The following is a 24,277-nucleotide window of genomic DNA, read 5'->3' as shown; positions in this document are numbered from 1 at the left end:
TTGGGCGGTCAACGTCACGTCCTCTGACGCTCCTGCCGCGTTTGCACAACTTGCCGTCTCGCGCGGGGTCTTTGGGTACGTGACCTTGGTGGTGACTCCAGAGGTCCTGACCCTGCTGCTGTTCCATAGCCGCGTCCGTCGCTCGGACCATGCAAGAGGTCGTCGTCGACAGTAGGAACTGAGCGTAAGGAAACCGTCATCAGGCTGGCATGGCGGTCGTGTCACGTTGTGCCGTTGAATGCGTCATGCCGGATACAGGGATGCGAGGGGCGGGGTTGTGGGACGTGACGGGAGGCGGCGTGGGCCGCTGGTGATCGGTGCGCTGATGGTGGCGACCGCTTTGGTGGCCGTGGGCCTGTACTGGTTCCAGCCGTGGAAGCTGTGGCAGGACGAGAGTGTGCGAGATGCGCTGCCCTCAACCGCGCCGATCGCAACGGCGTCGGCGCCGGCGTCCACAAAGCCGGAGGCGGGTTCCTCGCCGTCGGCCCCCGCCGGGCCACAGACGATCGCTGCGGGCGAGTTGATCACCCATGAGCACAAGACGACTGGCAGCGTGAAGATCGTCCGTCTGGCCGACGGTTCGCACACGTTGCGGCTGGAGAACCTCGACACCAGCAACGGCCCGGACCTGCGGGTCTGGCTGACCGATGCCCCGGTGAAGGAGGGCAAGGCCGGCTGGTCCGTCTTCGACGACGGCAAGTACGTGAGCCTGGGCAAGCTCAAGGGCAACAAGGGCAACCAGAACTACGAGATCCCGGCCGACGTGAACCTCGCCGCATACAGCAGCGTCAGCATCTGGTGCGACCGCTTCGACGTCTCCTTCGGCGCTGCGAGCCTCCAGAAGGTGTGACCCAGCACCGGCTACAGCACCACGGCGGCCCGCCAGCATACTGCCGGCGGGCCGCACGCTATCGGGGTGTTCAGGCCCGCTTGACCGTGAAGTCGCACCAGGCGGTCCATTCGGAGGCCGTGGAGCCGTCCTTGACCCGCACGCGCCAGCGGTAGTCGCCGTCGGTGAGCTTCCCCTCGGGGAGCTGGTAGGCGGCGTCGTGGCTGGTGTCGCTCGTCAGCTGCTTGCGGACGACCTGCTTCCCGTCCGCGGCGTCGACCTCGAAGGCGACCTTCCGGCGGGGACCGGAGGAGTGGCCGCTGTCCACGGTGCCGGGAGGGGCTATCGACTCCAGGGTCGCGGCGAGCGTCGGTGACCCGCTGGTCACCACCGGCTTGCCCGCCGTGCCCCCACAGATCTGGAATCCGGCGTACGGGCCGTCGGAGATCCGCGGCAGCTCGGGGGTGCGCAGCAGCAGGTCGTCCGGTCCGCCGTCGGCAGCCGCGGTGGTGTCCCCGGCGGAGCCGGAGAGGGCGGACGACAGGGGTGCGGCCGCCGCGCCAATGGCCAGGGCCGCGACGACGGCGAGGGCGACCCTTCCGGGCTTGGCCCGGAAGGTCTTGTTTCGCACACGCATGACTGTGTCTCTCTTCCTCACGGGTCGGCTACTTGACGTAGAGCGTGTGGCCGGGCTCGGGCGGGGCGATCTGGGTGCACTTGTACGTGGTCCAGCGGTGCTCGGCGACCAGGCGCTTGCCCTGGGCCTCGCAGCCGCCGAGGTTGTTGAGGTCCTCGTACTTGACCCAGTCGGCAGCCGTGTTGGCCTTGAGCTTGTTGGCCGTGACGTATCCGGCGGCCTTACCGCCGGCGCTGACGCCGTCGGTGCCGTCCCACCGGTAGTGCACGCCGAGCCAGACGCGTCCGACCGCGTTCTCGGTGGCTGCGGCGGAGAAGGTGGTGAACGTCCGGGTCACACCGAGCGCGTTGGGGTCCTCAGTGGTCCCGGTCCACGTCATCTGGTCGGTACCGAACCAGTCCTGCATGACCTTGGCCCAGGCACCGGCGAAGGTGGCGTGACCGGAGATGTAGGCGGGGAAGGGAGGGCTGAAGTGCTTGCCGTCCCGGTCCTGGGACAGCGGCTGCCAGTTCGGGTCGCCGACGGTGTTCGGGTTGCCGTCACCGTCCTCACGCACCGCGCTCTCGGGGCGCCACAGGTCGATGTCGGTCTGGTACTTGGCGTCCCAGGCCGTCACCGCCGCGTCGGCCATCGCGAAGGCAGTGAGCGCGAACAGCTTCGCGTTGCCGGCGACCGTCAGACCCTGCTGACGGGAGAGGATCTGGGTGTGCTCGAACAGCTGGCCCGGCGGCTTGTACGTGCCGTCGAGGTCATTGGCCCAGAACAGCGCGGCCTGGGTCTGGTCGGCCGTCCGGGTGGTGGAGTCGGCCCGGCCCAGGCTCTTCACGTCGTTGAACTGGTCCGTGTACGGCTGGCTCCCCAGCAGGGCGCCCATGACCGTATGGCCGGCCGGTCCGGCCGGGCGGAACTGGGAACCAGAGGTCATGCCGAACGGCTTGACCGTGCCCCACTGCGGAGTGGCGCCGTTGCCGGTGCCCGTCGGACGCCAGTAGCCGGCCACCGTGCTGCCCGTGTACGGCGCGATCGGGGCCGAGCCGTCGTTCTGACGGGCGGCGATCATCGCGGCGGCGGATTTCTGGCCCACCTCGGTGCCCGCGGCCCGCTGCTCGGAGGTGACGGCCGCCGGGATCGTCGAGCGCGCGGTCGCCAGCGCGGCGTCGAAACCGTACTTCGGGTCCGGATAGACCGACTTCAGAACCTCGTAGGCAGCGTGATCGATAGCGCTGTTCACGTCCGGCAGGGCGCCGTTGGTCGCCGTCGCCGTGGTGAGATAAGGGGCGCCCAGGCACTTGGTCGCGCCTTCGGCGCAGCGGGCGGAGTTGGCCGCGTCGTAGATCGCACCGTGCACCATGGCACCGGCCCGGGCCAGCGGGCCGGGGGCTCCGCCGGCCGCCTTGTACGTGGCCTGCAGGACGTCGTTCCAGTAGACGACGTGGTCCTTGACCGGGTCGGCCGGTGCCTCGTACGTCACAAGGATGGAGGGGGCGTTGGCGGGTGCGTCGGCCGAGGCGAAGATCTTGAACGCCTTGTTGTCGGCTTCGTCGGTGGCCCGCAGGCCGACCGTGTCCACCGTGCGGCTGTTCTGGGACCACTGCTTGACGAGCGGGGTGATGTCCTCCGACAGCCAGCGCGGCCCGCAGTCACCGTGGCCGTAGGTCTGGGTCGAGGTGGTCACCTTCGAGCGCCAGGTGGGCTGGGTGCTCCAGCGGGTGGCGGCGTCGGCTGTCCCGGTGTCCCAGATCTCCCAGGAGCGGGCCTCACAGGAGTCCGACCACACCGAGTACAGGTTCAGCTCGGCGTTGAGGATGTCCTGGCCGGTGACGGACCCGTTGCGCGGGAAGTTGATGAACGAACGCGCCTCGGTCTTCTGCCACGCACGCCCGACCTCCAGCCCGACGTTCCCGGAGTTGTCCGCCGTATCGCCGTTGCGGACAAAGGTGTCGAAGTTGGTGCCGAAGTACACGGCCGGGTCGATGGTGACCGGGAACTCGGTGTCCGCGTCAGCCAGGAAGCCCTTGTCCGCCGAGACGTTGAGGTCGAACCCCTCACCGCGCTGTACGACGTCCAGCGCGACCGGGGCGCGATGACCGCCGGCCTGGCCGGTCTTGTCGTTCGATGCGTCCCACATGAAGGGGGTCGGCAGCTTGCCGACGGCCTTGCCGGTCTTGGCATCGGCGAAGGAGACGGAGTTGTCGCTGCCTCGGGTGGCCTTGATGCCCTTGGCGCGCACCGGCAGCGTGAACGACGCCGCCCGCTCGGCCGCCGAGCGCTCCTTGACCACGAGGTACTGCTCGAAACCGGTCCTGGTGGCCTCGACGACCAGGTCGGTGGCGGGCAGGACGTTCTCGTACGTGGCCTTGGCGCCCTGGAGCACGGGCTCGGGTAGCGTGCCCTTCCAGCCCAGGGACACGGTTTGCTCGCCGCGGCCCAGACTGACCAGGTCACCGCCGGCAGCGCCGGTACGGCCGGCGAGCCTGAGGCCGCGGGGGTGGGCCTTGGACCGCACCGAGCCGTCGGCGTCCTTCACGAGCGTCACATCGACGGGGACCCACTGGCCGTTCTCACGGAAGCGCACCGGCCCCGCGAACGACTCCACGGTCATGGTGCCGTCGGGGTTCGCCCACAGAGTGGTGCTCTCCGTGCGTGCCCCAATGACCTCGATCCGCCGGCCCTGAGCCTGCGCGGTGAGGCGGGAGGCTGTCTCTTCGCGGTCCTGGGCGCTGCGCGCGATGGTGTCGCGTTGCCCTGCGGCAGGGGAATCCGCTGCCGCAAGGGAGGGAGCGGCGATGGTCGCCGCGATAGCTCCCTCGGCGAGCAGCAGCAGAGCCAGGGGAACGGCCAGGCCTCTGCCCTGGCGGCGCGTGGCCCGTACTGGTCCTTGGGGCCGGCTTGTTGAGCTGTGCACGGTGTCGACTCCTTGCCATCAGAAGTGGGGAACAGACGTGCGGATGCTTCCAGTGGAAGATCACCGTGTCCATGCAGGGTCTCGCCGCATGGAAGTGATCATGGCGACGGTGGAATAGGGAACTCCGAAGCGGTGTGCGGGAAGCCCTAAGAGGCATGCTTATGTGGCTAGTTGGTACCGAACAGCGCTCTTGCGGTACACCGTCATCGAAAGTCCGGGCGCCATGGATGCACTGACTGCGACCGCTCTCCCCCGGCGATGCCGACGGTCAGCGGGATCGGTAAACCGTCCAGCCGACGTCAAAGTGCCGCATGGCAATCTCGACAGCACCCCTGATCGGTGCGGGGTCGGCATGACGCCGTTCTGGATGGCCGCCATCACACCGCACGGGCGAGCAGCTCGGGCTCATAATGCCGGGCACCGGGCGCGCGGGAGCCACGCCAGCCCGCCGCGCCCTTGAGCCGCTCGGCGTCGAGGACGGCGATGCGGCCGCGGGCATGGCGGAGCAAGGTCTCCCGGGAGGTTCCGGCGAGGACGGCGAGTTGCTCGTGGATGAGGGCGACCTGCATGTGCTGGCCGCCGGGGCCACAGCGGGCTCGATAAAGGCTGGGCGGTGGTGAGGGTGTCGAGGGTGGTGGCGATCCGTCGAGGTGTCCGACGAAACCGGGCCGCCGAGTCGGGGATGGCCCAGCTCACCCACTGTCCTTATGGACGGCGTCGATCCGTTCGCCACTGCTGGCGAGGAGCCGAGCGTCTCCTGCCGGCTGTACGGCACTGCCAGCAGAATGGCCGAGGGCACCCCCAGCGTCACCGACCTGGCACGGACCCTCGCAGCCTCCGATCTCCCGGCCGGGCCTGAGGTCGAGGATTGGGTGCGGGGCCAAGCCGAATGTGCACGGCGTGCGGCCACCACGGACGCGGAACGCCTCGAGTGCGACACGAAGGTGGCCGGGAGAGACGTCCTGCTCGAAGGCAGGACGTCTACGGGGCATCGGCGGGCGGCGGGGAAGGAGGGGCTGTTCTTGACCCCTGCTCGGGTTGGACGCCGCCTCGTACCGGGCCGGAGACTGGATGAGGTGGGCGGTCGCAGCGGTGCGCGAGGTCGGGGCGCCTCATCCAATGGCGGTGAACGAGGCGATCTTTGCGCTCGTCCGGCGGAAGCGCGAACCGGACCTGGCTGCCCCGGGTATACCGGAGCATGCGCAGCCGGCCGGGCCCGCCACCTCAGAACTCACGGCCCGACCCGCCGACGCCGGCCAGCCGTGGGATTCAACAGCCTTTCAGCTGGCCTCTTCGTAGTCGAACAAGGCCTCGGGAACCTGCTCGGCAATAACGAGGAGCGGAGCGCCGCCGACCATCGTGGCGCCGGACAAGCGCTCCACCGCGACGACCTCGAAGGACCCCGGCGCCTCGTCCACGGCACCCCGCAGGGTCATGTGGTTACCGAGGATCTGACTCTGGATCCAGCCGCAGGTGTACTGGTCAGCTGGGACGTCAGGGTGCAGCCGCACGGACAGGCAGAGCTGCTCGTCGGCCGTGCCCTGGTTGACCAGGGTCGCCTGAGCTTCCGCCACTTCCTCTTCCGCGCACGCCAGCGATACCAGTTCCTCGGCGGCGAGGGTGCGGCCACGGAAGGTCAAACTCGCTCCGGAATGGCCCTGCACCCGGATGGCCGGCTCGGCGATGCCGCACGCACACGCTGCCATCTCGCCCAGCCCACCCGTCTGGAACCGGAGGAGCGGGAAGGTCGACTCGCGGTGAGTATTGGTGACGAGGAACCGCTCCTCGTCCAGCTCCACGTACTGGTGCGGCAGGACGTGGAAGGTGTCCGGCGAGCACGCGGGCGTGTTGTGGCCGATCGGGCCAGAAGCAGGCGAGCAGTACAGACCCCAGATCTCGGCGTTCGGCAGGTGCCGGGCGACGAGCTCAGCCGTAGCGGTCACATCTCCGACGCTGCTCAGCAGCAGCTTGCGCAGCCAGGGCAGTGAGCGCCCCGAAGCCATGGCCATCCGCACCACTCGGGCGATGACGGCCGACGGCGCCGCGAGTGCGGTGACGCCCCGGTTCTCGAGGAAGTCGAGCCACTGACCGAGTTCGTCGTCGTTGAGGTGGCCGATGGGCACGGTGGTAGCACCGCAGAGAGCCGCGTACACGTTGAAGAAATGGAAGGCCGACTGCAGTCGGCCAGCCGGGAAGAGGTTCGCTACGACGTCCCCGCCGTCCAGCGGCCTCCACTGCTCCAGCAGCTGCGGTGCGAACATGTCGTCGGGGAGCATGCTGAGCTCGGGGTGAGCCAGCGTGCCACCACCGGCCGAGAGGATGGCACCCTGTCGGTGTCGCGGGTCTTCGAGCAGCAGGCGGACCGTTTCGTGGTACTCGGCCTGGGTCAGGACCGGCACCTCTGACAGGTCCAGCGGGCGGGCGGCTTGGAGAAGGTCTGCGTACTTCCCGCGGAGCGAGGAAATGTTCGCCGCCGTGCGCAGCATGTCCTCGAGCTCGCGCGGGGCAGGACTTCGACCGATCGACGGGGTTGGCCCCGCGGTCTTTGTCATATCGGCGGACCTCTCGGGGTATAGCCAGCAGGATGTGACCGAGGTCACTCCAAACCAGATGGATTCATCCCATCCGCCCCCCGGCCGCGAGTCTATTTAAATCCGCAGCCAGGCCCATGTCAATGACTTACCACCGACAGGCGATTTCGGCTCCATCAGGCGAAACTGGACCATCCCCGAACAGTGCCGACCGTCGCGAGCATAGGGTTTTCGGCCACACCAAGCGGAAAGACTAATTCCGAACGACCTGCCCCGACCGTGAATTCAAAGCGAAGAATCCACCCCTATCTCAAATCCTGAGATGCCTGACGGCGCGGCACCCTACCCCTTCGCCACCCGAAGGCATAGGATAAGAGATCGTACATCTATACGATCACGAATGATGGAGGCATGCATGCAGACCCGCACCCTGGGAAGCGACCTCGAGGTGTCCGCCGTCGGCCTCGGCTGCATGGGGATGTCCCATGTGTACGGGAGCGCCGGGGAGGAGACGTCCATCGCAACCATCCGACGCGCGCTCGACATCGGTACAACATTTCTTGACACTGCGGACATCTACGGCGGAGGCCACAACGAAGAGCTCGTCGGGCGGGCCCTGGCCGGCCGGCGCGGCGAGGCGGTGCTTGCCACGAAGTTCGGCTTCACGATGCGAGACAGCGGCATCCCGGGCGGCGTGAACGGCACGCCCGAGTACGTTGCCGAAGCCTGCGAAGCGTCACTCAGGCGCCTGAATACCGACTACATCGATCTGTACTACCTGCACCGCCGCGACCGGAACGTCCCCGTCGAGGAAACCGTAGGAGCCATGGCCGAGCTGGTCCATGCCGGGAAGGTGCGATACATCGGACTGTCCGAGGTCAGCGCGGAGACTCTTCGCCGCGCCCATGCTGTGCACCCCGTGGCGGCGCTGCAGAGTGAGTGGTCCCTCTGGGAGCGCGGGATCGAGGAGGACGTCCTGCCTGCCGCCCGGGAACTCGGGATCGGCCTGATCCCGTGGTCCCCCGCCGGCCGGGGCTTCCTCTCGGGCTCGATCACATCCCTGGACGAACTTCCCGCGGACGACTACCGGCACCACGACCCCCGGTACCAGGGAGAGAACCTCCAGAAGAATCTCGAGCTGGCGCGTCGGCTCAACTCCGTCGCCGAGCGCCTCGGTCACTCACCCGTCCAGGTCGCGCTGGCCTGGCTGCTGCATCAGGGCCGGGATGTGGTGCCGATCCCCGGGACCAAGCGGATCTCCTACTTGGAGGAGAATTCTGCCTCTGCCGCCATCGAGCTGACCGAGGATGTGACAAATGAGCTGTCGCACATATTCTCCCTGGGCGTGACCGCTGGGCCTCGGTACGGTGAAGCGTCACTCAAGCTGTCCAACGGATAACCGCTGGCGAATGACGTGACGAAGGGCGGGTGCTCGAAGAGCACTCGCCTTTCGCTTGAGACTTGATGAAGTGGACTCAAAGTCAAAGGCGAATTTCCGCCGCCTGCGGCCCCATCCTTTAAAGCCCTCGTCACTGTGCGGAAATGATTCGCTCGATGATGCGACACCGGCGCCTCGGGCCTGCCGACGCCTGGCCCACAGGGCTACCTGTGCCACGCGGGCGCGCGTAGGCCCGTACCCGCCCAGGCCTGGAGGGCGCTTCGCCCGGGAAGGCACTGCAAGGGGGGTGGGGCGATCACCGGGTACGGGATTGAGAGGCTGGCCAGCATCGCACCGATCGTCTCAACATACTCACTGAGGGTAACCCTGAGTGATGCGGCATCAGAGATTCCGATCAAGCCACAAATGCTCGGCCTCGTATACAGATAAGACACCTGACATTAAGGTGTATCCATGCGGCTCCCCATCGACCAGCGACTCGGACACCACCTAAAGCGGGTGGAGCAAGAACTGATCGCCGCCAAGCACACAAGCTTGCGGCCGTTCAAGCTCAATGTCCCTCAATACAGCGTGCTACTGGCCCTTTCCCAGGAACCCGGCCTGTCCGGCGCCGTTCTGGCCCGGCGGTGCATGGTGACGCCCCAGACGATGTCGTCCGTGTTGGCGACCCTGGAAGGCAGAAGTCTGGTCGAACGCAAACCTCACCCTGTGCACAGCCACATCCTGGAGGCTCGCCTGACCCGGACGGGCCAGAGCCTGCTGTCCAAGGCCGATGAGTCCGTGGTCGAGGTTGAGCTCCTTCTGACGGAAGAGTTCAGCACCGAGGAGGCAGAGGAGCTCATCGGCCGCCTCCAGCGATGTTCCGCGGCCCTCGCGAAGGCCGGCGGCAAGGGCCCCCGCAAGACGCCCACCCGTTGACGGTTGGGCAGGGCACCGCATCGCCCGTCCCGACATGACCGCCAGCTAGTCGATGGTTCACAACGCAGTGAAGACCTCGCCCTTCAGGGCGAGGTCTTCACTCTTTTCACATCCGGGCCGCAGGCTCCCGGCCGCAGGTACGGGGGATACCCGTTGGCCTGAGCGCCGGCCCGGACGGCACGAGCCCGCCCCCACAAGGGGGCGGGCTCACGTTCGGATCAGGCAGTGCCGTTGATGTACTGCATCGCCTTGTCGTAAGTGGCCTTGGCCACGTTCCGTCCCACGTTCTGGCCCTCGAGGTTGTCGAAGGTCCAGTGCACGCCGCCGTAGATCCGGGACATGCCGTCTTCGGCCGCCGCCTCACTCAGCGTGTCCCACTTCAGCGTCACGTCCGCGGCCGGCGTCTGGCCGGGCTCGAAGGTGGACGCGCCGGCCTTGAAGGTGAAGGAGTCGCCGAACTTGTCGCTGCCGGTCCACAGCTTCAGGGACTCGGCTGCCGCCGCACCCCATACCGCGTGTCCGGAGACGTACGAGGCGAAGGCGGGGGTCGTGACATACGGCTTCCAGGCAGCGCCGTCGATCGTCTGGGTGCCCTTACCCGGGCCACCGTAGCCCTGAACCGTCTTGCCCGACTGGTCGTAGCGGATCATCGTGATCGGCCGCGAGTAGTCGAAGTGCTCCTTGCTCTTCCAGGCGACGATGCCGGAGTCACCCATCGCCAGGTTGAGCGTGAAGAACATCTTCACGTCATCGCTGAGGGTGTGGTCGTCACGGTTCGAGATGAACTGGGCCCACTGGTTCTGGTGACCGGTCGGGGTCTCCGAGCGCTCCAGCCAGTACTCGGCGATGACCTTCTCACGGTCCGTCAGGTTGGCGTTGACGTCCATCAGCTTCTTGATGTCCGCCTGGGAGGCGGCGCTGCCGTAGGTCGGCGGCGCGGGCGGCAGGAAGTCGGCCGCGTTGTTGATGGCGAACGGCGTGATGCCGCCCCACTGCGGGGTGGCGAACGTGGGGGTGACACCGTTGTTGGTGAGCGGGGTCCAGCGGTTCGGGTCCACGATCTTCGACTTGTCGAACGCGGCGAGGTCCTGCGGCGGATTGAACGGCGTGTACCCGGTGGTGTCGGCGTAGTTGTTGTCCTGGTTGGAGCCGTCCACCTTCCGGACCGCGATCACGGCGTCGCAGGCCGTGTGCGCCACGCCGGCCGGGGTCTTGGTGTCCCGCACCGTGTTGGCCGGGTCGTAGCCGAGGGCCGTCAGCTTGGCGTCGAAGTCGGCCTTGAAGTCGGGGAAGAGGTAGTTCAGCGCATCGTAGGCCGCGTAATTGATCGCAGCCTTTCGGTTGGCCAGGGTCCGCTTGTAGAAGGGCTGACGCAGGTCGTCGCCCAGCTGAGTCCCGACCGCCTTGTAGTCGTACGCGGCCCAGGCGTCGTATATGCAGGAGTGGACGGTGGCGTACACGCGGCTGCCGAGCGGCGGGCGCTTCAGGCCGTTGGTCTTCGCAGCCGTCTTCACCGAGGCGTCGTACGCCATCTTGTTCCACTGGATGACGAGGTTGTCCCCGCCCTGCGCGGCCTCGGAGGACTCCGAGGCGGCCGCGGTGGCATCCACGGAGGTCGCCGCGGAGGCGGTACCGCTGCCGGTGATGGCGACCGTGCCCAGCAGCGCGGCCGCAACGGCGGCCGAGATACCGGCGCGCCGTCCGCGGCGGATCGACTTCATGGCAAGACTCATGGTGTCTCCCGGGAGGAATTCGCGACGACTGGCCTGCCCCGCTGGCTACCGGCTACTGGTCGCTGTCGTGTTCGGTGAGATCAACATAGGCAAGGACGGAGGCACTCGACCGCTTACCGAGTGTCGCCAACAGGCCCTCAAATCCCAGGATTTGAGATTGCGACGTTCTCCGGAGCGGTCGGTTCCTCGTCTCAAATCGCGTATTAAGAGGACAAGTTACCCAAACAATCCGGTCTCTGATGGGTATCCGAATCAGGATGGTCCCGCTTGAGGCCCCTGCGGGAACTGCTTGTTCTTTGTCAGGTGTCCGTGGCCGAGTGTCTGCGCGCATGAAACGAGGGGCGGCACCTGCCGGTGCCGCCCCTCGTCTACTGACCGGTATGTCGCGTCAGGCGCTCAGCAATCCCCCGTCAACAGCGGTGCCGGCAGAAGTGGATGACAGCGTGACGATGGCGTGGGCGACCGAGCACAGCGTGAGGTGACGGTGCCAGCCGCCGAAGCATCTTCCCTCGAAGTCCTTGATGCCCACCCTCTCTGCGACGGCCCCCGAGTCGGCCTCCACACGGCCGATGAGCCGCCCCAGGCGCAGCAGGTCGCCGGCACGCGACGCAAGCAGATTCGAGAGCCAGAGCTCATCGGGAACCCCGCCTGCCCCCCTCCAGGTACCGACAAGCGCCAAAGGCCGACGCCTGGGCCCCGTTCCGGCGGTCGTGGTCGACCAGGGCAGGACCACGCCCGTCCGGGCCACCAGGACGCAGTCCGCAGCCTGGGCGGATTCGGACTCCAGCCACCGGACGGGAAGGGCAGCCCTGCGGACACGCTGCATGAGGCGCCACGCCTCGACGTGGCGATCTGCACGATCCCCCACAGCGGCCAGGTCTCCGGGCACCAGAGGGGTGGAACCGTTGATCCGCATGACGAACGGGATGCCTAGACGACACAGCGCATCGGCGATCGCCGATGCGTCCGTCGCCTGACGACCGTCAAGCACCACCGGCCGCCGCTCCAGACCCCACCCCTCGGCAACCTCGCGCACGGCATTGACGATCGTCTGGTCGGCGCTGGCGACCGCAAGGTCCTCCGGTATCTCGGCGCGCCTGCGTCGCTGTTCGTCACTCAGCCAACCGGGAGGCAGTACGAGCCGCCAGTTGACCGGAGCGCTCACATCCTCGTTCGCGAGCCAGAGACCGTACGCCTGCTGGCTGTTCACGACGCGTCCCAGCTGTGCCACGTAGGACTCTTGGACGCCGACGCTGTGACGGCCCCACTTGGGGATGGCCATGGGGTGCACCACCCACGCCTGGGGGCGGACAACCCGGTCGAGATTCCGGCCGAGGGTCTGCCGCACCTGCAGCCAGTCCCATGAGGACTTGCTGATGAAGTGGTGCACGCTCTGCTCAGCCGCCCCTCCGCCGCCGCAGGCGGCGATGGATCGCATCGTCTTGCGACCGGGCACGGACAAGAGTCCCGATATGTACCTCTCACCCTTCAAGCGCTGATCACTTCGCGGTAGCGAGGCGAGCATCCGTCGTGAGAAGCCGGTGGCGAACTCCGCCCACGGCTCCCGGGTCGCAGATCGCAGGCGTCTCGCGTCCATCCCCTTCACATCCCCCTCCGCAGTGGCTGTACGTGCGCCGCCAACCTATATCAAGGGTCAGATCTATGTAAGACTTCTTACAGTCATCTGTATTGCGATGCCCATTGAGAGAGACGAGGCAAACGTGCAGTTCACACAAGCACTCCGACCCCTAGCTGCTGCTGGACTCGCCCTCGCCGGACTGCTGTCGCTACCGGCCACTGCCAGCGCGATCGACGCCTATGAGACGGCCGAGGCAATGACACGGCCGGTGGTCACGGCGTTCGCTCTTCCCGGCGATCGTGTCTACCCCGAGGGGATCGCAGCCGATGCCCGCAATGGGGACCTCTACGTCGGTTCCTTCGGCACCGGCGCCGTGTACCGCTCCGCTCCGGGACAGGCAATCGCGGAGGTGTTCCTCCCGGCAGGGGCCGACGGCCGCGCAAAGGCCATCGGGGTCAAGGTCGACCAGCAGGGCCGGCTGTGGGTCATCGACCCGGCCGGGGTCACGCTTTACGACACCGGTACCCGCGAGCGCGTCGCCCGGTTCGTATCCCCGACTCCGGAAACGTCCCTCGTCAACGACTTGGATATAGCGACGGACGGCACCGGGTACCTGACCGACTCCACCAGAGCGCTGGTCTACAAGGTCACGCCCTCGCAGGTGAAGCAGGCCGCTGAGGCAGGCGGTGCTGGAGGCCAGCTGGCCCCGGCGTACGACCTGTCCGGTACCGTCGCGCCCCAACCGGCCGGCACGATCACCCTCAACGGAATCGAGGCGGACCCCTCCGGCCGCTTCCTCCTCACCGTGGACTCGGCGGCCGGCGATCTCTACCGCCTCGACGTCGCCACTGGTGCGGTTCACAAGGTCGAGCTGCACGGTGCGACGCTTCGCTACGGGGACGGCATGCACATGGAGGACGGATCCCTCTGGGTCGCGCACTACGCGAACAACACACTCAGCCGCTTGCGGGTGGCCGGCGACGGCATGGCGGCGACCATGGAGAAGCAGCTCACCGACCCCAGTCTGCAGATCCCCACCACGCTTGTCCGCCGGCACGGACGGCTGTACGTGGTGCGGTCACAGTTCGACAAGGGCGGGCCCATCGGCCCAGGTGTTCCGGACGCACCGTTCACGGTCGCCGAGGTCCGCGGCATGTGAGACGACGCCGAACATGACTGAGGGCCCGCGCCTCCTTCCGGAGGCGCGGGCCCTCAGTGCTGGGATGTCAGCTGTGCGGGTGCGCGTGGACGACGGGGAAGTCGATGTCCAGCTCCGCGACGTGGTTGAAGTAGTTCGTGAGGATGTTCAGGGAAATGGAGAAGACGATGTCCACGATCTCCTTGTCACCGAACCCCGCGTCACGGACCGCCTGGAGCTCACCGTCCGTCACCGCACCACGGTTCTTCAGCACGGACTGGGTGAACGTCAGTACGGCCTGAGCCTCGGCCGACTCGGACTTCGCCTCACGCGCGGCCTCGATCTCGGCCGCGGGAAGCTTGGCTGCGTTGGCCGCGATGTAGCTGTGCGCCGACAGGCAGTAGTCGCAACCGTTGTGCTCGGCCGTGGCCAGGGCGATGCGCTCGCGGATGGGGGCCGCCAGACCCGCGCCGACCGCACCGGAGAGAGCGAGGTAGGCCTTGAGGACAGCGGGAGAGTTCGCCAGCGCCTTGGCCAGGTTGGGGACGACTCCCATCCCCTTCTGGACGGTGTCGAGGGCGTCCTTGAACTCGCCCTGGGCCTCGGCCGGCTGGATCATCTGAACCCTGCTCATGATGGGTACCTTTCGTTGTGCTCGTATCTGCGGATATGTGAAATCCAGCCCTGCTGCACCGTTTGAAGGCAGCACGAAGCCGCGCCATGGGCGACAGGGGAGGTCATGGGTTCGGCGCACCAAGGGGTGCGGGCCGAAGATCGGGCGTTATCGGACGCCCGTGCCGGCTGCCACGGGCTGGGAGGCAGCGGCCCCTTCAACGGACTCGGCCGGCATCACCAGGGGTTCGGCCTGAATGTCGTCCGAGGAGGGGCGAACCTGCACATGCGCCGTCGCGACGGTGAGGCAGGCAGCGATGAGGACGATGTTCTTGATGATGTACTGACCGTCCATCGTGGGGACGAAGGGCGTCGTGGACCACACCTCGTCCGGCAGCAGCACCAGGGTGGCGAAGACTCCTGCCATGTGGACGAAGAACACCGTGAGAGCCAGGCGGAGCAGCACTCCGGTCACCAGTCCCAGTCCGATGGCGACCTCCATCACCGCGAGCAGCGGCCGGGTGACCTCGGGGGGAACGGCGTCGAAAGTCATGACGCTCATGGCGTGGATGGCGATGTCCTCGGCCGGGCTCATCGCCGGGGAGAACTTCAGCACTCCGAACCACAGGAAGAGCACGCCCACGCTGATCCTGAGCACGGCCGGGCTGCGACGCTGGTAGGTGCTGGCGAACGCCTCCGACGTACGGCGTATTCGTTCGCGGAGTCGAGTGGTGCGTGTCATCTGTCTCTCCTCCTATTTACCGGCGGGTACGGGGATGGAGTCGATCGGCTGCGGCTGCCCGGCTGCAGCGGCAGCCTTGGCGGTGCGGCTCCGGGAGTGGAAGTTCGATGCAATCAGGGCGCCGAGGACAAGGCAGATGCCGGCGATCTCGGGGCCGGTGGGCACATGGCCGAGGAACGCCTGCACGACGAAAGCCGTCACGGGGACCAGATTCACGAACAGGGCTCCGTTGGCGGGCCCGAGGTCGCGGATCGCGGTGAACCAGCCGAGCATCGCGATGACGCTGGCGGGAATGGCCATGTACAGGATCTGCCACCAGGAGGCGGTGTAGTCCTCGAACTCCGCGCTGGGTATCCAGCCGGCCAGGGAGGAGACGGCGGTGATCACCAGGATGCTGACGGTGCCGAGCAGACAGGTCAGGGTCGTGTAGCGCAGCGGGGACCAATCCGGGAAGTTGGCCGCGGCACCCGTGCTGTAGATCACCCAGCCGGCCGCGCCGACCAGGGTGAGCAGTCCGCCGAAGCCGACGCCACCCGTCACCACGCTCAGCGGGTTTCCGTTGCCCAGGACCAAGGCGACGCCGAAGAGGGCGAGCGCGACGAAGCCGAGGGTCGCCGCATGCGGGCGCTTCTTGCTCCGTGCCCAGATCGCGAGCACGGTGAGGGCCGGCATGGTCGCGATCACGAGCGCGGAACTCTGCGACGGGATGGTCTGGAGTCCGACGTACACGAACAGGTTGAACCCGGCGAAGCCGATCGTCCCGAGCCACCAGATCTTCAGGATCCGCCCGTCGAACCTGAGGGCGCTGATGCCCTCCTTCATGGCCAGCAGCGCCACGAAGACGATCGCGGCCACGGCGAAGCGGGCGGCCACCAGATGAAAGGGATCCAGGTGGTCGAACCCGGATTTGGCCACCGCGAACATGCCGCCACCGGCGAGCGCGTTGATGACGCCGCCAACGACGCCTCCAGCTGTCTTGGACCTGGCCACGTCATTTCCTCTCTTGGGACTCGTGACTACGGGACGGTGATGAATTCCTGGAAGCTGGCTGTCGGCAGCTTCAGTTGGGCGTGGATGTCGCCGCCGAGCCCGAACCAGCCGATGGCTCCGCCGTAGCTCTGCTGGTAGCTCATCCAGAGGACGACGATGTTGATGATGCGGTTGGCATCAGGGGTGCCAGGGGCCGGGAACGGGTTGGGCATGACTGCCCTGTAGGTGGAGTTGCCGGCCTCGTCCGTCACGAATACGTTCGGCACTCCCAGAGGCCCGGGCCGTGTGGGTCCGGCCGGGTCGAGGTCGTGCTCACGCAGCGACATGATCGTGTAGACGCTGTTGGGGATGAGGTCACTGAACTCGAAGAAGAACTGGGCCGCGCGCTCGTCATCGGTCACGCTGACTTCGAGCTGCCCGCGGGCTCGTACCCACTGGCCGAGGGTGATCGGCGTGGTCACCTTCGGTCCGTCTTCCGGGCGGAGGTCGGGAATGGGTACGGCGTGGAAGGGGTAGCTGGGCCGGCGTACCAGGTCCGAGTCCGGGCACTGCTCGGGTGCGAAGACCATGGGGTAGTTCGCGCAGGGAAGCGGCAGCGGAAGCGTGTGCAGTACGCGGGCGCGATCCTCAGCCGACAGCTCGTCCGGGTTCAGCGGGAGTTCCTTGACGATGGTGTACGGGTGGTTCTCGCCGAAGGGCGGCACAGGACTGTCCGCGGCCACGATCGCCGCGCCCCAGTCGGAGCGGGTCCGCCCATCGGAGCCGGTGCGGTTCACGCGGCCGATGACGATGAAGTTGCCGTCTCCGTCCATCACCTCGCTGGGCGGGTAGGTCGGCCCCTGAGTGGTAAGGCTGAGCTCGTAGTTGCGGACCTGGCCCATCGTGACCCTCACTTACTGCTTGTCTGTACTGAATCGTTGTGCGTAGTTGAAGCGGCGGGGGATTCCCGGCGCGTGGCCAACAGCGCGAGAAGCACCGCGGCGACGATTGCCACGCATGCCGTCGTGACCACGCCGGGCCAGCCGTAGGCCGTCCACACCGGTCCCATCGCCATCGTCGAGAGGCTTCCCGAGCAGAGGCAGCTGAGCATGTAGCTGGAGGAGGCACTTCCGCGGTTGCGCTCCGGTACGACGGCGGCGAGCAGCACGAGGACCGCGGGTTGGCAGGAGAAGACGCCGAGGAAGACCAGAAGCAGACCGGCAGCAACGAGGGGCGTGCTTCCGGCGACGGCCAGGACGAGAATTCCCGCGAGTGCTGTGGGCAGACCGAGGAGGACCACGCGCCGGGCACCGAGTCGCGGAATCATCGCCCCGGACAAAGGGGCACCGAACAGGGCCGCCAGGCCGATCGCACTCACCAGGCCAATGGCCGAAGCGCCGAGGCCGAACGGTTCGGCGGCGAGCCGGAAGGTGAGGAAGGTGACCGCGCCAAGGTAGCCGAAGAACAGCAAGGCACCGACGCCGAGCAGGCGAGCCACCTTCGGTTGCCCGAACATCCCCAGCGCCTGCCCGTAGGCCTGCCTGACGGCCCTGCCCCCGGCATGAGGCAATTCCGTCCGTGGCAGGAAGGCCAGAGCGATGAGGCACGCGGCGTTGAGTAGCGCGAGGAGCAGGATGGCTTGGCGCCATCCCAGCCAGCCCGCCACCAGGCCCGTGGCCGAGCGCCCCACGGTGATACCGGCGACCGAAGCCGCGATGACGATCCCGAAGTAGGTGCCGGCTGTCCCTGGTGGCGCGATGCGGGGCATCAGGGCGAGCGTGGCCGCCGGCACGGCCGCGGCAGCGACCCCGGCGGCGGCGAGGGCCGCAACCAGGACAGCGAAACTGCCCGCCTGGGAGGCGCCCACGAGCAGTACGACGAGCGCCGCTGTTCCCCACACCGCCAGGGACTTCGCCTGGATCCGGTCGGACAGAGGACCGAAGACGAAGAAGGAGAGTGAATACGCCAGGCTCACGAAGAAGAACGCAAGACGTGCGTCCACCGGCTCCACGCGGAGTGACTGTGCGATCTGCGGGAAGATCGGCTGAGTCATGTAGACGGTAGCGACGACCAGGCACGTGGACACGGCTCCAATGGCCGGTGCCCTCAACTGCATTCTGCGTTCGGACCGGTTGTGTGCCGGCATATCTGCCTCTCCTCCGGCGATCCGTCGACGCGGATCAGCCCTCGATGCGGGCGTAGATCTTGGTGTAGAGACCCCGCTCACCGCCGGTGATGTAGCGGTCGCCGGCCTGACGGACGATCTCCTGGTAGCGCTCGTCGGTGAACACGGCCGTGTACTGGGCAGGGTCGACGTTGAATCCGGACACGAACATGACCCCGGGTTCGGTGCTCAGCACCGAGTGGTAGGCGAGGAACACCTCGACCTCGTCGGCACCGCGGACGACCTCGAAGATCGTCTGGTCCCGCCACTCCCGGTAGGCCTCGAACACCGGGGGCTTCACCTCGACATGGCGCATCTGCAGGTACTTCGTGTCGGGCAGCAGGTCATCGGTGGACTTCGGTGCTTCCACGAACTCGAGCACCTGGCGGCGGAAATCAGTGGCAAGCATCGGCGTCAGCTCGGTCCACAGCGTCCGCCACTCCTCCTGGAGGGCTGGGACGGCGTCCACACCCGCGACGGGCAGCAGCTCCAGGAGTGAGTTGTCCTCCAGTCCTCGGTAGAGGGTGCGGCCCTCGACGGGGTGGGCGGCGTTGTGCTTGCGCCACACCTCAACGGCAGCGTCAACAGCGGACTCGTCGACGAGGACCTCGGTCACCACGAGGGCGTTGGCGGGCATGAGCAGCTCCTTCGGTTCGATGTCTCAAGACTATAAGAGATCTTAGGTCTGGCAGAGACCATAGCAACATCCGAGAGTTGAGAACAAGCGGATCTCATCAGGAGGTGCGACTGCCGATGGATAGCCATCCCGCCTGGACCATCTGACCTTTGACAGATATAAGAGATCTGATCTATACAAGGCTGACGTGCCTCGCTGCTCCATGAAGCACGCCGCCGGCCTTGGACGCCGTCGAACCTTCACCGAGCGCTGACTTCACCGGGAGTGGCCATCCATGACGACTGTTTCGATCGATTCGATCCGCACGGGCAAATCAACTCCGCAGCCGGACAGTGCGCTGTCCTTCGAGCGCACCGTTGACCGCCGACTGGTACACCGCGACTCTCTCGGCGAGGTCTTCGTGACCGACCTTCAGCCGGCTGTCGCACCCGGGGGTTACATCGCCGCCGCGCAGCTCCCGCGTTCGCACGCCTACTACGGCGACCACCTGCTGCGCCCGAACACGTACGACCCGATCCTGCTGCTCGAGGCCGCCCGCCAGGCCGCGCTGGCCGGAGCGCACGAGTTCTTCGGGGTGCCGCAGGACCACAAATTCATCCTCACGCACCTGCGGATCCACCTCGCGCACCCGGAGCTCACCACGGTGGGCGACTCCGTCTTCGCCGTCCGGATGGACATACAGACCGGGAACGTCAAGCTCCGGGACGGGCGCGCGACAGGCCTTGACTACGAGATCAGGCTGTCCGTGGACGGGGTCATGATCGGACAGGCTTCCGTGGGCCTCCGGTTCAAGAGCCCCGAGAGCTACCTCAGACTCCGTACGAGCAACCGGAACGGTCGCGCCCTGCCGTCCTCGGCCTCCCCCCTGTCCCAGATTACGGGGTCCCTCGTCGCCCCTTCCCTTGTCGGACGGGCCGCCCCTGAGAACGTCGTCCTGCTCGACGCGGACACGTCGGGGGACGTCGCGACGGCCTCGCTGCACCTCCCCAGCGGGCACCCGAGCATGTTCGACCACCCGCAGGACCACATCCCGGGCATGGTGCTCGCGGAAGCGGCGCGACAGCTCGCCCTGTTCGCTGCTCTGGACTTGTGTGGGATCTCCGCCGCAAGGACGCTCATGACGGACCTGAGCGTCGTCTTCACCCGCTTCGGCGAGCTCGACGAGAAGACCACGATGAGTGCCTTCATCGAGAGCCGGCGCGGCGAGCCCGAGATCTACTACACGCAGGGCGGCCCGTTGCAGTCCGATGCCCTCGCCTCGCGTGATCTCGCGGAACAGCTCGTCGTGAACCTGACCGCGCTGCAGGGGGGAGAGCCGATCAGCAAGTTCAGCCTCTCGCTCGGCCGCCTGCAGGGCCGTTGACCACCGCCAGCCCCCTACCTGACAGGAGCAAGGGCGTCATGACGCTGCGCACTGCCGCGTTTTTCGATGTGGACGAGACCCTCATCAGGGTCAAGAGCATGTTCCGGTTCCTGGAGTTCTACCTCAGGATGCGGGGCGAGCCGGACAGCACGTACCAGCGCCTGAACGGGGAGCTGCAGTCGGCTGCCAAGCTCGGGGTCCCCCGCGAGTCCATCAACCGCGCCTACTACAAGTTCTATGCCGGCGAGAATGTGCGCCAGGTGACCACTGCGGGCCTGTTGTGGTTCGAGCACGAGTTGGAGGAAGGCCTCTTCCTCCCCGAGACGGTCGCCGAACTACACAGACACCAGGAAGCGAATGAGCGCGTCCTGCTCATCTCCGGGTCGTTCTTCGCGTGCCTGGACCCCATCAGCACCTGGCTTGGCGCGGACCGGGCGTACGGCACGCGCCCGCTGATCCACCGCGGACAGTTCACTGGCGAGGTCCTGACCCCGATGATCGGCGCCACCAAGGGCCGCGTCGTACGGGCCGCCGCCTCGGTACTGGAGATCGACCTCGCCTCTTCGACGGCGTACGGCGACCACATCAGCGATCTGTCGATGCTGCGCGCCGTGGGGCATCCAGTGGTGGTCGGCGACGACGAAGTCCTTGCCGGCCACGCCGATCGCTCGGGATGGCGCCGACTCGCCCCTGCCGTTGTCCGCTAGCCCGCCCGCTGTGACGTCCCGCCTACGGGCGGGCACGTCACGGATTGAGGAGTAACCGTGAGTTCCATCGGAATCGTGAGCACCGGCTCCTACGTCCCGACCACCGTGGTGACCAACGAGGAGATCGGCGGCACCGCCGGAGTGACTCCGGAATGGATCGTCCGCAAGACCGGCATCCACGAGCGCAGACGAGCCGCCGACCACGAGGCGACTTCCGACCTCGCGGCCCACGCCGCGCGCAACGCGTTGGCCCAGGCGGGCCTGCGCCCCGAGCAGCTGTCGTTCATCGTCCTCGCCACGTCGACGCCCGATCACCCTCAGCCCGCGACGGCCAGCATCGTCCAAGGTCTTATCGGCGCCACGAACGCGTCCGCGTTTGACGTCAACGCCGTGTGCAGCGGATTCGTCTATGCGCTCACCGTGGCCGAGCGGATGCTCAGCGGACAGCCGGAAGGCGAATACGGCCTGGTCATCGGCGTGGACATCTACTCCCGCATCCTCGACTACACCGACCGCAAGACCTGCATCCTCTTCGGGGACGGCGCAGGGGCAGTGGTCCTCGGCCCTGTGGACAAGGGGCTTGGAGTGCTCGAGACAGGCCTGATCACCCGGGGAGACCAGCACCGGCTGATCAGCGTGCCCGCGGGAGGCAGCCGGATACCCGCCACCGCCAAAACGGTGGAGGCAGGCCAGCACTTCTTCCGCATGGACGGCCGAGGCGTACGCGGCTTCGTGCACGAAAACCTGCCGACAGCGCTCCACCAGCTGCTTGCCAAGGCCGGCATATCCACGAGCGAAGTCGACCACTTCATCCCCCACCAGGCGAATGGCGTCATGCTCACCGAGGTCTGGCCCGATCTCGACCTGAACAACGCCGACCTCCATCTCGCCCTGAAGCGATACGGAAACACCGGCTCCGGATCGGTACCGATCACCCTCGACCTGGTACACCGCCAGGGCCTGATCGGCGAAGGCGACGTGGTGCTCCTGTCCGGCTTCGGCGGGGGCATGAGTGTCGGATCAGTCCTTCTTCGCTGGGCGCCAACCGCTCACTCCCGCGCCGCCCTTCAGCGAGAGCCTCTGCTCCTCACGGGCTGATCCGGCTCCCACCTCGCCTACACCCTCTGGAGAACCCGTGGAACACGAGAGACAAGCCCCTGGGAACCAACCCGCTGCCCGGCCCCGGCACACCCCCCTTGACGGACTTCACTTCGCCGGCGAGCCCTCCGCGGCCTGGGCTGTGGTCGCATGGGAGAGCGTCTTCGCGGACGTCGCACGTGCCTCGCTGCTACGAGACCACGCCCGGTGGGGCCTCGAAGCCCCGATCAACGACCAACAGGAGACGAGCCCTGTGGGAACTCCCCCGGACTCCGCGGGCTAGCCAGGTGGCGGCGGTAGGTCCCGTGCCACCACCCGCACGACGCCGAGTTGGCCGGTCCCTCAGGTACCTGTCGGGGCCGGCCTTCTCCACCTGTCAGCGGATGGCGTCCAGGTCGCGCGGTGCGCGCTGTTCCCGCGCCGACTGTGCCAGGCGGCGAACCGTACGTGTCGGCGAGCTGCTGCACGAGAACGGAACGCCCGAGCCAGCGAGCCACACCATCACAACTGGTTCAAACCCCAGAGAACTGGCGCCGTGCACCACGCTTCGCGACCCCTGCCCACAATCTGCGCCAGACCCAGCTGTCACTGGCAAAGCCAGCCGGCCTTTGGCCGGCCGGTAGCCGCTTCTGAAGCAGTCGAAGAGCTGACATAGACGATTCGACCAGGAGCGAGATTGCGCCGCCACGCGGGCGGGGCCGGTCATTCCGCGGAGCCTTGCCGTTTTCTACAAGCACTCTGGCGCACCTTGACGCATGATCACGCCGCCACCTCTCGTGGAGATCAAGATGCCTGTGATCAGGGGGAGTCGAGCCATGCCCGAGAACGTCCGCACCACCAGACCCCGCAGTACGATCTGGCGCCGCACGCTGGCGGCCGGCGTCGTCCTCGCCGCCACCGGTTCCATCCTCGCCGCGAGCCCCCAGCGCGCCGAGGCGGCGCTGCCGACCCAGTCGATAGCCGACCCCGTCCACTACTGGAACGACGTCCTCCAGGGTGTCTTCAGGCAGGTCGAGGGTGGCCCGGTCCCGATGGCGCGCGCGGCCGCGATGATGAACGGCGCGATCTGGGACGCGGAGAGCTCGTACCAGGCCAAGTGGAAGGGCCAGATGACCTCCGCGGCCTACATCCACGCGGCGGCCTACGCGGGCTGGGTCGAGGGGCCGGACGAGGAGGAACGCGTCATCGGCCGCACCGCGTACAACATCCTGCTCAATCTCTACGGCGTGAACCGGCCCAACAAGAACGCCCCCGACTTCACGGCCTACCTCGACAAGCGCTTCAAGGAGCGCTTCGGGACCGACCCGACCAGTGGCGATCTTCTGGACATCACCGTCGTCAGCGGGATGGTCAACCAGATGATGAACGCCCGCGCAGGCGACGGCTCGGAGAACACGCAGGGCTACACCAGCGAGAACACGAGGTCGGGGGCCTGGCGGCCCACAGGCAACTATCCCGACATGCCGGACCCCAAGTGCGCCTCGGACGGCAATGCCGTCAACCCGGTCTGGGGGCAGGTCAAGCCGTTCTCCCTGAGCTCGGGCTCGCAGTTCCGGCCCACCACGCTCGCGCAGTACGGCACGTACGAGAACCTCGTGGCGAGCCCCGAGTACAAGGCGCAGGTCGCAGCCGTACGGAACGCCGGCGCGGCCGCCCCCACCGCCGCCACGCCGGTGATCAACCGGACCGCGGACCAGTTCAACGCGGCCTGGTTCTGGGCCAACGACAACGACGGGACGTACAAGCCGCCGGGCCACATGCTCCAGGCCACCCGTGAGGTCTCCAAGGCCCGGGGCCTGAGCACGTACGCCAACGCCAAGCTCTTCGCGCTCGTCTCGATCGCCCTCGCCGACACGGGCATAGCCGTGCGCGACGCGAAGTTCTCCACCCCGATCGACCTGTGGCGGCCCGTCTCCGCGATCCGCGAGGGTGGCCTCGACCCGCAGTGGAAGCCCCTCCTGAAGAACAAGGACGGGGTCAACGTCAACCCGTGCTTCCCTGCCTACGTCTCCGGCCACGCCTCCTTCGGCGCTGCCTGGGCGGGCATCATGAAGCGCTACTTCAACACCGACACCATCGCCTTCGACCTCACCACCGACGAGCCGAACGCTCCGGTCAAGACCCGCCACTTCACCAGCTTCAGCGCCGCCGCCAAGGAGGACGCCGACAGCCGCATCTGGCTCGGCGTCCACTACCCGTGGGACGCCATCGACGGTCTGATCCTCGGCGACCAGGTCGCCGCCCAGGTCTTCAGCACCAAGCTCCGCACCCTGTGACCTGAACGGCGGGCGGGGGCTCTGTACCCCCGCCCCGCCG

General features: G+C 67.2%; 20 protein-coding genes. 8 read left to right on the top strand and 12 right to left on the bottom strand.

All coding sequences use genetic code 11. The features are described from left to right. Positions 1-325: 325 nt before the first annotated feature. Positions 326-850, top strand: a complete 525-nt coding sequence (locus OG276_RS21600; protein ID WP_266912988.1) for a DM13 domain-containing protein — start codon at positions 326-328, stop codon at positions 848-850. A gap of 70 nt (positions 851-920) precedes the next feature. On the opposite strand, the gene OG276_RS21595 is transcribed toward OG276_RS21600, so the two are convergent. From OG276_RS21595 to OG276_RS21580, 4 genes are all read right to left on the bottom strand, one after another. Then, positions 921-1,460, bottom strand: a complete 540-nt coding sequence (locus OG276_RS21595; protein WP_266907878.1) for a hypothetical protein — start codon at positions 1,458-1,460, stop codon at positions 921-923. A 34-nt stretch (positions 1,461-1,494) separates the two neighbouring features. Beyond that, complete coding sequence (locus tag OG276_RS21590; protein ID WP_266907877.1) at positions 1,495-4,371, bottom strand: DNRLRE domain-containing protein; 2,877 nt, start codon at positions 4,369-4,371, stop codon at positions 1,495-1,497. Between the two features lie 377 nt (positions 4,372-4,748). Beyond that, positions 4,749-4,940 (bottom strand): hypothetical protein, encoded by a 192-nt coding sequence (locus tag OG276_RS21585; RefSeq protein ID WP_266907876.1) that lies wholly within the window; start codon positions 4,938-4,940, stop codon positions 4,749-4,751. 711 nt (positions 4,941-5,651) lie between these two features. Next, positions 5,652-6,923 (bottom strand): hypothetical protein, encoded by a 1,272-nt coding sequence (locus OG276_RS21580; protein ID WP_266907875.1) that lies wholly within the window; start codon positions 6,921-6,923, stop codon positions 5,652-5,654. A gap of 394 nt (positions 6,924-7,317) precedes the next feature. Between OG276_RS21580 and OG276_RS21575 the strand changes: the two genes are divergently transcribed. Together OG276_RS21575 and OG276_RS21570 are read left to right on the top strand one after the other, a co-directional pair. After that, a complete protein-coding gene (locus OG276_RS21575; RefSeq protein ID WP_266907874.1) occupies positions 7,318-8,301 on the top strand; it encodes an aldo/keto reductase in 984 nt (327 codons plus the stop codon). Positions 8,302-8,754: 453 nt separating this feature from the next. After that, positions 8,755-9,219, top strand: coding sequence for a MarR family winged helix-turn-helix transcriptional regulator (locus tag OG276_RS21570; protein WP_266907873.1), 465 nt, complete (start codon positions 8,755-8,757; stop codon positions 9,217-9,219). A 218-nt stretch (positions 9,220-9,437) separates the two neighbouring features. Here OG276_RS21570 and OG276_RS21565 read toward each other — a convergent pair whose 3' ends face one another. Next, complete coding sequence (locus OG276_RS21565) at positions 9,438-10,952, bottom strand: vanadium-dependent haloperoxidase (RefSeq protein WP_266907872.1); 1,515 nt, start codon at positions 10,950-10,952, stop codon at positions 9,438-9,440. 388 nt (positions 10,953-11,340) lie between these two features. Then, positions 11,341-12,549, bottom strand: coding sequence for a transposase (locus tag OG276_RS21560; RefSeq protein ID WP_266907871.1), 1,209 nt, complete (start codon positions 12,547-12,549; stop codon positions 11,341-11,343). A 238-nt stretch (positions 12,550-12,787) separates the two neighbouring features. Here OG276_RS21560 and OG276_RS21555 point away from each other — a divergent pair, with 238 nt between their 5' ends. Then, positions 12,788-13,690, top strand: a complete 903-nt coding sequence (locus OG276_RS21555; RefSeq protein WP_266907870.1) for an SMP-30/gluconolactonase/LRE family protein — start codon at positions 12,788-12,790, stop codon at positions 13,688-13,690. A gap of 67 nt (positions 13,691-13,757) precedes the next feature. Here OG276_RS21555 and OG276_RS21550 read toward each other — a convergent pair whose 3' ends face one another. The 6 genes from OG276_RS21550 to OG276_RS21525 form a co-directional block, all read right to left on the bottom strand. Then, positions 13,758-14,303, bottom strand: coding sequence for a carboxymuconolactone decarboxylase family protein (locus tag OG276_RS21550; RefSeq protein ID WP_266907869.1), 546 nt, complete (start codon positions 14,301-14,303; stop codon positions 13,758-13,760). Between the two features lie 147 nt (positions 14,304-14,450). Continuing rightward, on the bottom strand, positions 14,451-15,023 hold the full coding sequence (locus tag OG276_RS21545; protein ID WP_266907868.1) for a DoxX family membrane protein: 573 nt from the start codon (positions 15,021-15,023) through the stop codon (positions 14,451-14,453). A 12-nt stretch (positions 15,024-15,035) separates the two neighbouring features. Further along, complete coding sequence (locus OG276_RS21540; RefSeq protein WP_266907867.1) at positions 15,036-16,013, bottom strand: DMT family transporter; 978 nt, start codon at positions 16,011-16,013, stop codon at positions 15,036-15,038. A 26-nt stretch (positions 16,014-16,039) separates the two neighbouring features. Beyond that, positions 16,040-16,906 carry a hypothetical protein gene (locus tag OG276_RS21535; RefSeq protein WP_266907866.1) on the bottom strand — a complete coding sequence of 289 codons (867 nt, stop codon included), beginning with the start codon at positions 16,904-16,906 and terminating at the stop codon, positions 16,040-16,042. Beyond that, complete coding sequence (locus OG276_RS21530; protein ID WP_266912986.1) at positions 16,903-18,108, bottom strand: MFS transporter; 1,206 nt, start codon at positions 18,106-18,108, stop codon at positions 16,903-16,905. The genes OG276_RS21535 and OG276_RS21530 overlap by 4 nt, the downstream gene beginning before the upstream one ends. A gap of 64 nt (positions 18,109-18,172) precedes the next feature. After that, the gene (locus tag OG276_RS21525; RefSeq protein ID WP_266907865.1) at positions 18,173-18,793 is read right to left on the bottom strand and encodes a hypothetical protein; all 621 of its coding nucleotides are present in this window, start codon (positions 18,791-18,793) and stop codon (positions 18,173-18,175) included. 274 nt (positions 18,794-19,067) lie between these two features. Here OG276_RS21525 and OG276_RS21520 point away from each other — a divergent pair, with 274 nt between their 5' ends. The 4 genes from OG276_RS21520 to OG276_RS21505 all read left to right on the top strand — a co-directional run bounded on the left by OG276_RS21520 (position 19,068) and on the right by OG276_RS21505 (position 24,237). Then, positions 19,068-20,156 carry a ScbA/BarX family gamma-butyrolactone biosynthesis protein gene (locus OG276_RS21520; protein ID WP_266907864.1) on the top strand — a complete coding sequence of 363 codons (1,089 nt, stop codon included), beginning with the start codon at positions 19,068-19,070 and terminating at the stop codon, positions 20,154-20,156. A gap of 38 nt (positions 20,157-20,194) precedes the next feature. After that, a complete protein-coding gene (locus tag OG276_RS21515) occupies positions 20,195-20,863 on the top strand; it encodes an HAD family phosphatase (protein ID WP_266907863.1) in 669 nt (222 codons plus the stop codon). Between the two features lie 75 nt (positions 20,864-20,938). Beyond that, complete coding sequence (locus OG276_RS21510) at positions 20,939-21,961, top strand: 3-oxoacyl-ACP synthase III family protein (protein ID WP_266907862.1); 1,023 nt, start codon at positions 20,939-20,941, stop codon at positions 21,959-21,961. Positions 21,962-22,776: 815 nt separating this feature from the next. After that, the gene (locus OG276_RS21505; protein ID WP_266907861.1) at positions 22,777-24,237 is read left to right on the top strand and encodes a vanadium-dependent haloperoxidase; all 1,461 of its coding nucleotides are present in this window, start codon (positions 22,777-22,779) and stop codon (positions 24,235-24,237) included. The last annotated feature ends 40 nt before the right edge of the window (positions 24,238-24,277 follow it).

Origin of the sequence: Streptomyces sp. NBC_00086 (assembly GCF_026343255.1) — a bacterium.
In the GTDB taxonomy this organism is placed as follows: Bacteria; Actinomycetota; Actinomycetes; order Streptomycetales; family Streptomycetaceae; genus Streptomyces.
The sequence above is the reverse complement of the archived record's forward strand: the minus strand, read 5'-3'. Positions and strand labels throughout refer to the sequence as shown.

Coding starts and splice junctions, on each gene's coding strand:
- OG276_RS21600 (WP_266912988.1), top strand. CDS start 326: ATGGTGGCGACCGCTTTGGTGGCCGTGGGCCTGTACTGGTTCCAGCCG.
- OG276_RS21585 (WP_266907876.1), bottom strand. CDS start 4,940: ATGCAGGTCGCCCTCATCCACGAGCAACTCGCCGTCCTCGCCGGAACC.
- OG276_RS21580 (WP_266907875.1), bottom strand. CDS start 6,923: ATGACAAAGACCGCGGGGCCAACCCCGTCGATCGGTCGAAGTCCTGCC.
- OG276_RS21575 (WP_266907874.1), top strand. CDS start 7,318: ATGCAGACCCGCACCCTGGGAAGCGACCTCGAGGTGTCCGCCGTCGGC.
- OG276_RS21570 (WP_266907873.1), top strand. CDS start 8,755: ATGCGGCTCCCCATCGACCAGCGACTCGGACACCACCTAAAGCGGGTG.
- OG276_RS21565 (WP_266907872.1), bottom strand. CDS start 10,952: ATGAGTCTTGCCATGAAGTCGATCCGCCGCGGACGGCGCGCCGGTATC.
- OG276_RS21560 (WP_266907871.1), bottom strand. CDS start 12,549: ATGGACGCGAGACGCCTGCGATCTGCGACCCGGGAGCCGTGGGCGGAG.
- OG276_RS21555 (WP_266907870.1), top strand. CDS start 12,788: ATGACACGGCCGGTGGTCACGGCGTTCGCTCTTCCCGGCGATCGTGTC.
- OG276_RS21550 (WP_266907869.1), bottom strand. CDS start 14,303: ATGAGCAGGGTTCAGATGATCCAGCCGGCCGAGGCCCAGGGCGAGTTC.
- OG276_RS21545 (WP_266907868.1), bottom strand. CDS start 15,023: ATGACACGCACCACTCGACTCCGCGAACGAATACGCCGTACGTCGGAG.
- OG276_RS21530 (WP_266912986.1), bottom strand. CDS start 18,108: ATGCAGTTGAGGGCACCGGCCATTGGAGCCGTGTCCACGTGCCTGGTC.
- OG276_RS21525 (WP_266907865.1), bottom strand. CDS start 18,793: ATGCCCGCCAACGCCCTCGTGGTGACCGAGGTCCTCGTCGACGAGTCC.
- OG276_RS21520 (WP_266907864.1), top strand. CDS start 19,068: ATGACGACTGTTTCGATCGATTCGATCCGCACGGGCAAATCAACTCCG.
- OG276_RS21515 (WP_266907863.1), top strand. CDS start 20,195: ATGACGCTGCGCACTGCCGCGTTTTTCGATGTGGACGAGACCCTCATC.
- OG276_RS21505 (WP_266907861.1), top strand. CDS start 22,777: ATGCCCGAGAACGTCCGCACCACCAGACCCCGCAGTACGATCTGGCGC.